Below are 13045 nucleotides of genomic sequence, written 5' to 3'. Positions count from 1 at the left end.
GCGCGCTGAGACGACGTCGTCGAACCGCGACCGGGCAGCTTGGAGATGCCGCCGAAGACGGTCATACGCCGTACGCCCATGACCTGCATCGCTCAGAGCCCGTGACCGACCCCTTCCCCTTCCTCTCCGGCGGCGGCGAGGCCGCGCGCATGATCCGCGCGCGCGACTGGTCGGGTCATCCCCTGGGGCTTCCGGAGACATGGCCGGCGGAGTTCCGCGCGGCCCTGTCGCTCGTCCTCAACTCGCCGGAATCGATGATCCTGGCCTGGGGGCCCGACCTCCACTTCTTCTTCAACGACACCTACTTCCCGCTGCTCGGCCCGCGGCTGCCCTGGGCGATGGGCGAGCGGTTCGACGTGGTCTGGGCCGATGCCTGGGATCAGGCCAAACCGATCATCGACGCCGCCATGGCGGGCCGCCCGGAGCGCTTCGTCGATCTGCCGTGGCAGCTCGACACCGACCGCGGCGCGCGCGAGACGTGGTGGACCTTCTCGTACTCGCGGGTTCTCGACGCCGAGGGCCGGGTCGCCGGCCTGTTCATCCTCACCAACGAGACCACCGGCCGGGTCCTCGCGGACGCCGCCCTCAAGGAGAGCCAGGGCCGGCTCGAGGCGGCGCTCGCGGAGCTGCGCGACCTGAACGCGACCCTGGCGCACCAGGTCGAGGAGCGCACGGCCGACCGCAACGCCCTGTGGACGCTCTCGTCCGACATGATGCTGCGCTGCCTGTTCGACGGGACGATCACCGCGGTGAACCCAGCGTGGACCGAGGTGCTGGGCTGGCGCCCGGACGAGCTGATCGGAACGAAGCTCATCGCCTTCGTCCACCCGGACGATCTCGACCGCACCGTCGAGGGCGCGCGCCAGCTCTCCGCGGGGTCGAGCCTCGCGCGCTTCGACAACCGCTACCGCCACCGGGACGGCGGCTATCGCTGGATCAGCTGGGCGGCCCGGCCCGGGGAGGGCGTCATCAACGCCGTCGGCCGCGACTTCACCGCGGAGCGCGAGCGCGCCGACGCCCTGGCCGCCGCCGAGGAGGCCCTGCGCCAGTCGCAGAAGATGGAGGCGGTCGGCCAGCTGACCGGCGGCATCGCCCACGACTTCAACAACCTGCTCGCCGGCATCTCCGGCTCGCTGGAGCTGATCCAGACCCGGCTCGGCCAGGGCCGCGTCATGGACGTCGACCGCTACATCAGCGCCGCGCAGGGGGCTTCGAAACGGGCCGCGGCGCTGACCCACCGGCTGCTCGCCTTCTCGCGTCGCCAGACCCTCGACCCGAAGCCCACCGACGTGAACCGGCTGGTGGCCGGCATGGAGGAGCTGATCCGCCGCACCGTGGGCCCCGCCGTGGTAGTCGAGGTCGTGGCGCCGCCCGGCCTCTGGCCGGCCCTGGTCGACCCGCCGCAGCTCGAGAACGCACTCCTCAACCTGTGCATCAACGCCCGGGACGCGATGCCGGAGGGCGGCCGCATCGCGATCGAGACCGCCAATGCGTGGCTCGACGAGCGCGCCGCCCGGCGCCACGACATGCCGCCGGGCCAGTACCTGTCGCTGTGCGTCACCGACACCGGCAGCGGCATGGCGCCGGAGATCGTCGGCAAGGTGTTCGAGCCGTTCTTCACCACGAAGCCCCTGGGGCAGGGCACCGGCCTCGGCCTGTCGATGATCTACGGCTTCGCGCAGCAATCGGGCGGCCAGGTGCGGATCCACTCGGAGGTCGGCAGGGGCACGACGGTCTGCCTGTACCTGCCCCGACACCGCGGCGCGGTCGCCGAGGAGGACGCGCACGCCGCCGTCGGCGCGCCGCCGCGGGCCGCGCCGGGCGAGACCGTGCTGGTGGTCGACGACGAGCCGACCGTGCGCATGCTGGTCACCGAGGTGCTGGAGGATCTCGGCTACACGGCGATCGAGGCCGCCGACAGCGCGGCCGGCCTCAAAGTGCTGCAATCCGACGTGCGCATCGACCTGCTGGTGTCCGACATCGGATTGCCGGGGGGCATGAACGGGCGCCAGATGGCCGAGGCCGGGCGGCTCACGCGCCCGGGCCTCAAGGTCCTGTTCGTCACCGGCTACGCCGAGAGCGCGGTCTTCGGCAACGGGCCCCTCGAGGCCGGGATGCAGGTCATCACCAAGCCGTTCGTGGTGGAGGTGCTGGGCGCCCGCATCCGCGAGATGATCGGAACGGCTTGACCGCACGGTCGGTTCGGGCCTGATCGGCCGGGACACGCCGGGGAGGAGGGACGCCATGCGGGCGCTGCTGTGCACGAGGCTCGACGGGCCGGAGCATCTGGAGATCGTCGAGCGGCCCGACCCGGTGCCGGGCCCCGGGCAGGCGCTGGTGCGGATGCGGCTGGCGGCCCTGAACTTCTTCGACACGCTGATCACCGCCGGGCGCTACCAGGTGAAGCCGACCCTGCCGTTCTCGCCGGGCGGCGAGGGGGTCGGCGTGGTCGAGGCGCTGGGCGAGGGCGCCGCGGGCGTGTCCGTGGGCGAACGGGTGATCGTCCATGCCGGGCACGGCTGCTGCGCGGAGCTGATCGCCCTCGACGCCGCCCGGCTCACGCCGGTGCCGGACGCCGTGCCGGACGAGCAGGCGGCCGGGCTGACCATCACCTACGGCACCTCGCTCCACGCCCTGGCGAACCGCGCGCGCCTGCGGCCCGGCGAGTGGCTGGCGGTCCTCGGCGCCTCCGGGGGCGTCGGCCTCGCCGCCGTCGAGCTCGGCCGGCTGATGGGCGCCCGGGTGATCGCCTGCGCCTCCTCGGAGGAGAAGCTATCGGTCGCCCGCGCCCACGGCGCCGAGGCGGGCGTCGTCTACGATCCGGCGACGCTCAAGGACGAGCTGCGCCGGATCTCGGGCGGCGGGATCGACGTGGTCTACGACGCGGTCGGCGACGCCTACGCGGAGCCGGCCCTGCGGGCGCTCGGCTGGCGCGGGCGCTTCCTCGTGATCGGCTTCGCCGCCGGCGCCATCCCGCGGCTGCCGCTGAACCTGATGCTCCTCAAGGAACTCGACGTGCAGGGCGTCCACTGGGGCGCCTTCCTGGACCGGGAGCCGGAGGCGCACCGGGCCGATCAGCGCCGGCTCCTCGACTGGGTCGCCGCGGGCAGGCTCACCGCGCAGGTCCACGGCGTCTACCCGCTGGCGGAGTACCCGGAGGCCTTCGGCCTCCTGACCCGCCGCGCGGCGGTGGGCAAGGTTCTCCTGCGGCCCTGACCCGGGGCGCGGCCGCCCGCTTCAGCCCGGATCGGCGCGCGACCCGCGGCGCGGAGTCGGCGGGCGACGCGCTATGCGTTCCGCGCCGATCTGCGGCGCAGATCGCTGCCGCAGTAGAGGTTGCGGAAAAATCTGTCTTTCATCTTCATGCATCCCGACGCGACGGTGTCGTCCTCTGTGGTACCCGAGATGAGACTGCGAAGAAGTATCGTATCGAAGCTGATACTGCCCTCGATCGTCGGCTTTCTGCTGTTTCTGGCAAGCTCGGCCGTCGGCTTGATGCAGATACAGGCCATCAAAGCCGCCGCCGTGGAGACCCGCGACGTCTGGGTGCGCAAGGACAACGATCTCCATACGATTCGATTCCTGATGCTGCGGTACCACACGACGACGATCCGCAAGGTGGTCGCCGTCGACGACGGTGAGAACCGGGACCTCGATGCCGAGTTCGTCGAGATGGATCGGTCCATCCCCGAGGCCTTCCAGAGCTACCGCGCGCGCGCGACGACGCCCCGGGAGCGCGCGCTCTGGGACGCGTTCGAGGGGCGGTGGAAGGTCTATCGCACCGCCCAGGAGGCGATCCTCGCCCCGCTCAGGCGCGGCGACCGGAACGCGGCCCGCGACGCCATCGCGCCCGCCCGCCCGCCGCTCGTGGCCGCCTTCGATGCCCTGGCGGATCTGGCCCAGGTCACCGCCGAGGGCACGAACGTCTCGGTCCAGCGCTCCGAGGACGCGTTCCGGACGGCGTGGTCCGTCACCGTCGCGCTCGCGGTCATCGGGTTGCTCATGACCGGCGCGGCGGTCTGGTGGGTCTGGCACCGGGTCGCCCGCCCGATCCGGTCCCTGGCCGGAACCATGGGTCGGCTCGCGGCCGACGACCTCGACGCGGCCGTCGGCGGTTCCGAGCGCGGGGACGAGATCGGCGTCATGGCGGCGTCCGTCCAGGTCTTCAAGGACGGCCTGATCCGGGCGCGCACGCTCGAGCACGACGCCGCACAGGCCCGCGCCACGGCCGAGGCGGAGCGGCGGAGCGGCATGCACCGGATCGCCGACGCCTTCGAGGGCACGGTCGGCGGCATCATCGGCACGGTCTCGGCCGCCGTCGCCGCGCTGCAGGACACGGCCTCGGCCATGAACGAGGCAGCCGCCGACACCGCCGATCGCTCCATCCGGGTGGCGAGCGCGGCCGAACGCGCCGCCAGCACCGTCAGCGTCGCGGCGGCGGCGGCCGAGGAGCTCGGCGCCTCCGTCCAGGAGATCGGCCGCCAGGTCGCGGGTTCGACGGAACTGACACAGTCGGCGGTCGCGGACGCGGAGGCGACCGCGCATCTGGTCCAAGAGCTGAACGGGGCGGCGATCCAGATCGGTCATGTCGTGACCCTGATCTCGACCATCGCCGAGCAGACGAATCTCCTCGCGCTGAACGCCACGATCGAGGCGGCGCGGGCCGGCGCGGCGGGCCGCGGCTTCGCCGTCGTGGCCGCGGAGGTGAAGGAACTGGCCGGTCAGACCGCGCGGGCAACCGACGAGATCGGCGGCCACGTCGCCCGGATCCAGTCTTCCACCGGCGACGCCGTCACGGCGATCGGACGCATCGGCGGTCGGGTCCAGGAACTCAGCGCGGTGGCGACGCGGATCGCCGGCGCCGTGGAGCAGCAGGGCGCCGCGACGCAGGAGATCGTCCGCAACGTCTCCCAGGCCGCCCAGGGGGCAGCGGACGTCACCAGCACCATCACGGGCGTCGCCGACGCGGCGAAGGGGACCGGAGCGGCGGCCGATCAGGTTCTCACGGCAGCCTCGGAGCTGTCGAACCGGTCCGGCCACCTCAGGGACGAGGTGACGCGCTTCCTCGCGACCGTCCGCGCGGCCTGAGCGCGCCGGATCGGCGCGGACGCGGATCTCCGACCGCGCGCCCGGCGCGCCGGCTCAGAGGAGCCCGCGCGCCTTGGCCAGGCCGACCAGGTCCGCCTGCGGGCGGGCGCCGATGTGCTGGATGACCTCGGCGGCCGCGAGCGTGCCCAGGCGGGCGCTGGCGACGTTGTCGAGCCCGCGGGCGTGCCCGGCCAGGAAGCCGGCCGCGAACAGGTCGCCCGCGCCGGTCGTGTCGACCACGGTCTGGACCGGGCTCGCCTCGACGGCCCGGACCTCGCCGCCCTGAACCACCAGGGCGCCGTCGGCCGAGCGCGTGACGAGGCCGAGCAGGTGCCGGCCGCGGGCGTTGCGCTCGTCGCGCAGGGCCGCCACGGCGGCCTCGGGATCCTCGGTCTCGTAGAGGCTCTGCAGCTCGGCCATGTTGGCGAACAGGATGTCGATGCTGCCGTCCCGCACGAGGCCGAGGAACTCGTCGCGGTAGCGGCCCACGCAGAACGCGTCCGAGAGGGTCAGCGCGACGGCGTTGCCCGCCTGATGGGCGAGCTGCGCGGCCTTGCGGAACGCGTCCTTGGCGGCCGGCGGATCCCACAGGTAGCCCTCGAGATAGACGACGCGGGCCGCGCTCACGAGCGCCTTGTCGACGTCGTCGGGCGACAGGCCCTGGCAGGCGCCGAGATAGGTGTTCATCGTGCGCTCGCCGTCCGGCGTCACGAGCACGAAGCACCGGGCGGTGGCCGGCCCCTCGGCGGCGGCCGGGACGGCGAAGTCGACGCCGGTCGCCTTGAGGTCGTGGCTGAACAGGCCGCCGAGCTCGTCGTTCCGGACCTTGCCGACGAAGCCGGTCTTGGCCCCGAGGAGCGCCGCGCCGACCGCGGTGTTGGCGCCCGAGCCGCCCGACACGATCGTCGCCGGTCCCATCGCCTGGAACAGCGCCTCGGCCCGCGGCTCGTCGATGAGCTGCATCGCGCCCTTGGTGACGCCCTGCGCCGACAGGAAGGCGTCGTCCGTGCGGGCGATCACGTCGACGATCGCGTTGCCGAGCACGAGGAGATCGAGGGGTGCAGTCATCCGGGCGTCCTGATTCGCGTTCGCGCCGCTGTGGCATCCGCCTCGGATCGGATCAAGCGCCGTCGTCGGCGGGCGCGAGGTCGGCGAACAGCTCCGGCACGGGCAGGCGCAGGCCGGGGGGCGTCAGGTCCAGCGTCTCCCGGATCGCGATGCGGGTCTCGATCAGGCCGCCCTGCGCGCGGCGGTGATGGATGACGAGACGCTTCACCGGATCCACGATCAGATAGTGGATGACGCTCTCCAGACCGAAGTAGCGGGTCAATTTCAGGCCCGAGTCCACCGCGCGTGTGCCCGGCGACTGAACCTCGACGACGATGACGGGATCGGTGATCTCGGTCGCATCGGGGTCAGCGCGCATCCCGCAGTAAACGAGGGCGTCGGGCTCGAAGACCGTATCCCGATCGACGCGAACACTGATGCCATCCGGCAGCGCGTAGCAGGCGCTCCCCGCTTGCTTCAGTGCGGACCGGAGCGCCAGATAGGTGGCCGCCTTGACCTCGGCATGCCGAACGCGCTCCGGCGACATCGCGAACACCTCGCCATCGACCAGCTCGAAGCGCCCCGGCTGCCCCTCGGCCCAGGCGAGAAACTCGTCGACCGTCATCCGGGATCTCGGCTGAGCGACCATGCCCGAGGTTAGCACGGATTCGGCTTGCCGGGAGCTGTGCTCCTCACGGGCCTCACCCCGCGATCTTCTCCAGCGCGACGTCCCGCGTCCGGGGCCCCAGCAGCCCGACGAGCAGGCCCGCGGCCAGCATCGCCGCCGAGATGAACAGGAACACGCCCGGCGTCCCGGCCTCCCGCAGCACGAACGCGATGACGAAGCCGGTGAAGATCGCCGAGAAGCGGCTCCAGGAATAGACGAAGCCGACCGCCCGGGCCCGGATGCCCGTGGGGAACAGCTCGGCCTGATAGGCGTGGAAGCTGTACGACATCACGTTCGAGGCCAGCGTCAGGCCGATGCCGAGCGCCACGATGACGGTGACGTCCCGCGTCTGCGCGAAGGCCAGGCCGCAGGCGATGTAGAGGAGGGCGGCGGCCACGATGACGTGCTTGCGCTCGAACCGGTCGGCGATGGCGAGGCCGATCAGGGGCCCGACCGGGGCGGCGAGCGCGATCAGCGCCGTGTAGGCGAGGCTCGACGTCACCGTGATGCCCTGGGCCACCAGGAGGGTCGGCACCCAGTTGGCGAAGCCGTAGAAGCCGACCGTCTGGAAGACGTTGAACCCCGCCATCATCAGGGCGCGGCGCCGGTAGGGCTGGACCCACATGTCGCGGAACGCGCCGCGCGGCTGCACCGGCTCCGGCGCGGCCGGTGCGGGAAGCGCGCCGCCGTGCTCGGCCGCGATCCGCGCCTCCAGCCGCCGCAGGACCGCCTCGGCCTCCGCCAGACGGCCGTGCTCGACGAGCCAGCGCGGGCTCTCCGGCAGGCCCGCCCGCATCCACCAGACCACGATCGCCGCCGAGGCGCCGATCAGCACCACCCAGCGCCACCCGTCGATGCCGAGGGGTGCCGCCGGGATCAGCAGGTAGGACAGGAACGCCACGACCGGCACGGCGGTGAAGCCGATGCCCTGGCACAGGGCGAAGGCCCGGCCCCGGATCGCCTTCGGCACCAGCTCGGACAGGTAGCTGCCGATCGTCACCATCTCCAGGCCGAGGCCGATCCCCGCGATCAGGCGCCAGAGATTGAGGCCGAAGGCGTCGCTCTGGCAGGCCATCACCACGTTGGCGGCGGTGTAGGACAGCAGCGACCACGTGAAGATCGCCCGCCGGCCGAACCGGTCGGCGAGCCAGCCGCAGGCGATGGTGCCGATGAACAGGCCGGTGAAGAGGGCCGCCACGAAGCTCGCGACGCCGCTGGCGCCGAACAGGCCCGGGGTCGTCGGCGTGAGGATCCCGGCCTTGACGAGGCCCGGCGCGACGTAGCCGGTGAACAGCAGGTCGTAGAGCTCGAAGAAGAAGCCGAGGCCGAGCAGCACCACGAGGCGCCAGACCGACGGCGTCGCCGGAAGCCGGTCGAGGCGGGCCAGGATGGCGCCGGGATCGAGACCTTCGTCGGAAGCCCGGACTGCCGTACGCGTCGCCATGCCGGTGAGCCTCGTCTCGGCGCCGCGGCGCCCCGCCGGCGCAGTGCCGCGGAAGCGTGCAGCGCGCAAGGGGGCGCGACGCGGGCCGCGCGGCGGAGCCGTCAGGCGCCGAAGACGGACCAGCCCATGCGCTGCGTCAGCCGCTCCAGGGCGATGCGGCCGAGATGGGAATTGCCCGCCGCGTCGAGGCCGGGCGACCAGACGGCGATGGACGCCTTGCCGGGCGCGATCGCCAGGATGCTGCCGCCGACCCCGCTCTTGCCCGGCAGGCCGACGCGGTAGGCGAACTCGCCCGACCCGTCGTAGTGGCCGCAGGTCAGCATGATCGCGTTGATGCGGCGCGCGCGCTCGGCCGAGACCACCGAGTGGCCGGTCGACGGGTTGACGCCGTTATGCGCCAGGAACCGGCCGGCCCGCGCGAGCTGGCGGCAGTTCATCGCGATGGCGCAGTGGTGGAAGTAGACGCCGAGCGTGTAGTCGACCGGATTGTCGAGGACGCCGAACGACTTCATGTAGTTGGCCAGCGCGGTGTTGCGGAAGCCCGTGCGCTTCTCCGAAGCCGCCACCGTCTCGTCGATGGTGATGCTGGAATCCTGGGCCAGGAACTGCATGAAGCGCAGGATCTCGCCCAGCGCCTCGCGGGGCTCGTGGCCCGAGAGGATCACGTCGGTGACCGCGATCGCGCCCGCGTTGATGAAGGGATTGCGCGGCACGCCGCGCTCCCGCTCCAGCTGCACGATGGAATTGAACGGATTGCCCGAGGGCTCGCGGCCGACCCGTTTCCAGAGGCGGTCGCCGACCATTCCGAGGGCGAGGGTGAGCGTGAACACCTTCGACACGCTCTGGATCGAGAACGGCGTCTCGCTGTCGCCGCCGGTGAAGACCTGCCCCTCGGCGTCGATCACCGCCAGGCCGAACTGGCCGGGATCGACCCGGGCGAGCTCTGGGATGTAGTCCGCGACCGCGCCCCGGTCGGGGCGCTGGGCCATCTCCTCGGAGATCTCCCGGATGACGTGGGCAAGGTCGGGCACGGTCGGGCTCGGGCGTCGCGTTGCGTCGGAACCGGGCCGGTTCGCGACGTCTCAGGCGATGCAAGGTCCGGTCCGGCCGCGCGGTGATCTAGCAGTGCCGGGCGGGCGTGGGAACCGGAGCGGCTGTGCCCGCGCGACGATCGGCCGGCGTGCGCCGGCCGCCGGGCCGTCACTCGATCCGCACCGTCATCGCGAGCGCAGCGACCCAGGGATGCGCCACGCTCGGGCATCGCGTGCCTCACTGGATTGCTTCGCTGCGCTCGCAAAGACAGCTGCGGTGCGTCCGCTCGGCGAGAAGGATCATCACGCGGCGGCGAGCGCCATCGCCATGGATTCTTTCTTCATCAGCTCCCGGAAGAAGCCGTCGAGATGGGTCAGCTTGTCGGGCGAGCCGTCCTGCGCGATGCGGCCGCCGTCGAGCACGACGATCCGGTCGAAATCCTGCAGCGTCGAGAGGCGGTGCGCAATCGCGATGACGGTCCGGCCCTTCATCAGGTTGGCGAGGGCGTGACGGATCGCCTGCTCGGATTCGGCGTCGAGCGCCGAGGTCGCCTCGTCGAGCAGCAGGATCGGCGAGTTCTTCAGGATCGCCCGGGCGATGGCGATGCGCTGGCGCTGGCCGCCCGAGAGCTTCACGCCGCGATCGCCCACGATCGTGTCGAAGCCTTCCGGCAGGGCCTTGATGAAGTCGGTGCAGTGCGCCGCCTCGGCCGCCTGCCAGACCTCCTCGTCGGTCGCCTCGGGCCGGCCGTAGCGGATGTTCTCACGCAGGGAGCGGTGGAACATCGAGACGTCCTGCGGCACGACCGTGATGGCCTCCCGCAGGGATTCCTGCGTGACGCGCTCGATGTTCTGGCCGTTGATGCGGATCGCGCCGCTCTGCACGTCGTAGAAGCGCTGGATCAGCGAGAACAGGGTCGACTTGCCGCCGCCCGACCTGCCCACGAGGCCGACGCGCTGGCCGGGCTCGATGACGAGGTCGAAGTCGGTGAAGACGGGGCGCCCGTCCGGATAGCTGAACGCGACGTGCTCGAACTCGATCTTGGCGCCCTGGCCGCTGAGCGGCTGCGCCTCCGGATGGTCCACGAGGTCGTGGGGCTGGAGCAGGGTGTGCAGCGCCTCGGAGAGGCGGGCGGTGTGCTGGGTCGCGTCGACCAGCGCCACCGCGAGGTCGCGGGTCGCGGCGAGGATGCGGATGCCGAGCGTGCAGACGAGGACCACCTGACCGTTCGTCGCCTGGCCGGCCTCCCACATCTGGATCGCCCAGTAGAGCAGGCCGAACACGGCGAGCACGGTGAGCACCGCGTGCACGATGCGCAGCTTCTCGAGGTAGAGCAGGGACGAGCGGCGGGCGCGCATCTCGGTGGCGACGGTGCCCTCGAAGCGCTGGCCCTCCCGCTTGAACGCCGAGAAGGCGCGCACGAGCGACATGTTGCCGACGAGGTCGACCATCTCGCCGTCGACGGAGGCGGCCTTGGCGGCGAAGTCGTGGTGCAGCGGCTTGCCGGCCGCGGCCATCTTGAACATCAGCACGACGACGGCGGCGAACACGCCCGCCAGGATGCCCGCCATGGTGAGGTTGACGGTGGCGATGTAGGCGATCGACCCGAAGGCCGCGACCGTCGGCGGCATCACGTTGAACACGAACATGTTCTCGACCGTGAAGATCGCGTTCGAGGTCGCCGTGATCCGCGACGCCAGGGTGCCCGGCTGGCGGTCGGAGAAGAAGGTCGGGGAGTGGCCGGTCAGGTGCCGGAACAGGTCGCGCCGGATGTCGCCCGTGATGCCCACGAAGGTGAAGGCGCCGGTCAGCGCGGCCACGCGCCAGAGCATGTTGTCGGCGGCGATGAAGGCGATCAGGACCGCCAGGGCGCCCCAGATCACGGTGTTGTCGGGGCCGGGACCCTTCGTCAGCGCGTCGACCACGCCCTTCAGGGCGTAGTCGGTGGAGACCGAGAAGCCGACGGCGCCGAGCACCGAGATCAGGATGACCAGGTGCGGCAGCCAGCGGCGCCGGAGATACCGTCCGACGAAGGCGAAGGGCCTGTCGGCGTATCGGTGCAGCTCTTCCATCGCGGTGACCATTCCGTATTCGCGCGGCTTTGGCTTACGGGCTGAGGCGGAGTGCAGCGCGGGCGCAGTCTGACCCGCAGCGGCAACGCGAGAGCGTTGCCATATGTTTCACCGGCTCGCACCTTCGTCGCGCTTTTATCCGCAGAACCTGAACGCCGCTTGAGCGGCTTGGAAACACCCAAGCGAATCCGATGCCGCGCCGGGTCAGGCCGCGCGCTCCGGCTGGCGCGTCTCCGGCATGATCAGCGCCACCAGCATGAAGGCCGCGAAGCCGACGACCGCGAGCCCCAGGAAGGCGCTGTGGCTGCCGAGATGGTCGGCCATGATGCCGGCGAGCGAGGTCGAGAGGGCCGCGCCGATGCCCATGGCGGTCCCGACCGCACCGAGGGCGAGGTTGAAGCGGCCGGTGCCGCGGGTGAGGTCCGACACGATCAGCGGTACCATCACGCCCAGCACCGAGGCCGAGATCCCGTCGAGCACCTGGATGGCGACGAGGCCGTAGGGGTTAGTCGTGTAGGCGAGCAGCAGGCCGCGGACCGGGAGGGCGCCGAAGCCGAACAGCAGCACCGGGTAGCGGCCGAAACGCTCGGCGGCCCGGCCGACCGCCGGGGCGCTGACCGCGAGGACGGCCTGCGGGACCATGATGCAGGCCGCCACCAACGCGGTCGCGGTCTCGCTCGCCCGCAGGGTCAGGACGCTGCCGACGAGGGGCAGCATCGCGGCGTTGGCGAGGAAGAACAGCACCATGCAGGCCGCGAAGCACAGGAGGCCGCGGTTGGTCAGGAGCGCGCGGATGCCGTCCTGGCCGGACGCGGGCGCCGTCGAGGCCGCCGCCGCCTGGGCCGGCTCCTTGAACACGCCCGGATCGATGTCCTGGGCGCGGATGCGCGCCAGCGCGATCACCGTCGGGATCCCGAGGGCGGCGGTGAGGTAGAAGACGGCGCCGTTCGACAGGTAGTAGCCGATGGCGCCCATGCCGGCCGCGCCGAGGGCGTTGCCGAGGGCGGCGAAGCTCGCGTTCCGGCCAAGGCGCTCGCCGGCCCGGGCGCGCCCGACCAGGCCGATGCTGATCGCCGCGATGGCCGGCGTCAGCACGCAGCTCGCGGCCGAGTGGAGCGCCATCGCCAGGAGCACGATCAGGAAGCTCGGCCAGACCGCCAGCGCGAAGGCGCTGCCGGCGATCCCGATGACCGCCACGGCGGCGGCGAAGCGCTTCGAGCGCACGACGTCGACGAAGGCGCCACCCGGCACCTGGCCGAGGAGCGCCACGAGGCTGCCCACCGTCAGGGCGAAGCCGATGTCGGACTGGGTCCACTTGGCCTGCGAGAAGTAGACCGCCAGGAACGGGCCGAACCCGGTCTGCAGGTTCGCGACGAAGAACGCGAAGGCGTCGAGGCCGTAGCGGCTCGCCGAGGAGATCGCGCGTTCGCCGTGGACCGCCGACGCTGCCGGCGCGCGCGCGGCCTCGGCCGCCTGATCCTTCAGGCGGGTCGGACGGGAACGGATGTCCTGCCGGGGCACGTCGCGCTCGCGGGGGGCGGCGGCGGTTCTGACCTTCAACCGGGCCACCGTCACTTATCCGGTGCCTTCTCCGGGGGCGGGGCGGGCGCGGGCGCGGGCACAGGCGCGGCGGGGGTCGGCGGGGTCGCGGCGGCCGGCGCCGCGGCGCCCGAGGCTGCGTTGCCGGGCGCCGGC

At 72.0% G+C, this 13045-nt stretch carries 10 protein-coding genes; 3 read left to right on the top strand and 7 right to left on the bottom strand.

Annotation, left to right across the window (positions count from 1 at the left end):
* The first annotated feature begins 101 nt into the window (after positions 1-101).
* The gene (locus tag ACLBX8_RS16490) at positions 102-2189 is read left to right on the top strand and encodes an ATP-binding protein (RefSeq protein WP_447715521.1); all 2088 of its coding nucleotides are present in this window, start codon (positions 102-104) and stop codon (positions 2187-2189) included.
* A gap of 55 nt (positions 2190-2244) precedes the next feature.
* Entirely contained in the window at positions 2245-3216 is a 972-nt protein-coding gene (locus ACLBX8_RS16485) for an NADPH:quinone oxidoreductase family protein (protein WP_020092528.1), read from the top strand.
* 71 nt (positions 3217-3287) lie between these two features.
* On the opposite strand, the gene ACLBX8_RS16480 is transcribed toward ACLBX8_RS16485, so the two are convergent.
* Positions 3288-3554: a hypothetical protein gene (locus tag ACLBX8_RS16480; RefSeq protein WP_447715574.1), complete on the bottom strand. Its 267-nt coding sequence runs from the start codon at positions 3552-3554 to the stop codon at positions 3288-3290.
* On the opposite strand from ACLBX8_RS16480, the gene ACLBX8_RS16475 reads away from it, so the two are divergent.
* The gene (locus ACLBX8_RS16475) at positions 3436-5088 is read left to right on the top strand and encodes a methyl-accepting chemotaxis protein (protein ID WP_447715567.1); all 1653 of its coding nucleotides are present in this window, start codon (positions 3436-3438) and stop codon (positions 5086-5088) included. The genes ACLBX8_RS16480 and ACLBX8_RS16475 overlap by 119 nt on opposite strands.
* Before the next feature lie 54 nt (positions 5089-5142).
* Here the strand turns inward: ACLBX8_RS16475 and ACLBX8_RS16470 are convergent, their stop codons facing one another.
* From ACLBX8_RS16470 to ACLBX8_RS16445, 6 genes are all read right to left on the bottom strand, one after another.
* Positions 5143-6156: an adenosine kinase gene (locus ACLBX8_RS16470; protein ID WP_447699395.1), complete on the bottom strand. Its 1014-nt coding sequence runs from the start codon at positions 6154-6156 to the stop codon at positions 5143-5145.
* Between the two features lie 52 nt (positions 6157-6208).
* Positions 6209-6760: a Uma2 family endonuclease gene (locus ACLBX8_RS16465; protein ID WP_447699394.1), complete on the bottom strand. Its 552-nt coding sequence runs from the start codon at positions 6758-6760 to the stop codon at positions 6209-6211.
* A 76-nt stretch (positions 6761-6836) separates the two neighbouring features.
* Positions 6837-8246: an MFS transporter gene (locus ACLBX8_RS16460; protein ID WP_447699393.1), complete on the bottom strand. Its 1410-nt coding sequence runs from the start codon at positions 8244-8246 to the stop codon at positions 6837-6839.
* 101 nt (positions 8247-8347) lie between these two features.
* Entirely contained in the window at positions 8348-9277 is a 930-nt protein-coding gene (locus ACLBX8_RS16455) for a glutaminase (RefSeq protein ID WP_020092523.1), read from the bottom strand.
* Between the two features lie 303 nt (positions 9278-9580).
* Entirely contained in the window at positions 9581-11350 is a 1770-nt protein-coding gene (locus ACLBX8_RS16450) for an ABC transporter ATP-binding protein (RefSeq protein ID WP_026604824.1), read from the bottom strand.
* A gap of 204 nt (positions 11351-11554) precedes the next feature.
* Positions 11555-12925, bottom strand: a complete 1371-nt coding sequence (locus ACLBX8_RS16445; RefSeq protein ID WP_447699392.1) for an MFS transporter — start codon at positions 12923-12925, stop codon at positions 11555-11557.
* Between the last annotated feature and the right edge of the window lie 120 nt (positions 12926-13045).

Source organism: Methylobacterium sp. D48H (genome assembly GCF_053345715.1).
Note: the sequence above shows the minus strand (reverse complement) of the source record. Positions and strands in the feature narration are given on the sequence as shown.

What these genes read in the sequence shown, in the direction of transcription:
- ACLBX8_RS16485 (WP_020092528.1), top strand. Translation starts at nt 2,245, where the DNA reads ATGCGGGCGCTGCTGTGCACGAGGCTCGACGGGCCGGAGCATCTGGAG.
- ACLBX8_RS16470 (WP_447699395.1), bottom strand. Translation starts at nt 6,156, where the DNA reads ATGACTGCACCCCTCGATCTCCTCGTGCTCGGCAACGCGATCGTCGAC.
- ACLBX8_RS16465 (WP_447699394.1), bottom strand. Translation starts at nt 6,760, where the DNA reads ATGACGGTCGACGAGTTTCTCGCCTGGGCCGAGGGGCAGCCGGGGCGC.
- ACLBX8_RS16460 (WP_447699393.1), bottom strand. Translation starts at nt 8,246, where the DNA reads ATGGCGACGCGTACGGCAGTCCGGGCTTCCGACGAAGGTCTCGATCCC.
- ACLBX8_RS16450 (WP_026604824.1), bottom strand. Translation starts at nt 11,350, where the DNA reads ATGGAAGAGCTGCACCGATACGCCGACAGGCCCTTCGCCTTCGTCGGA.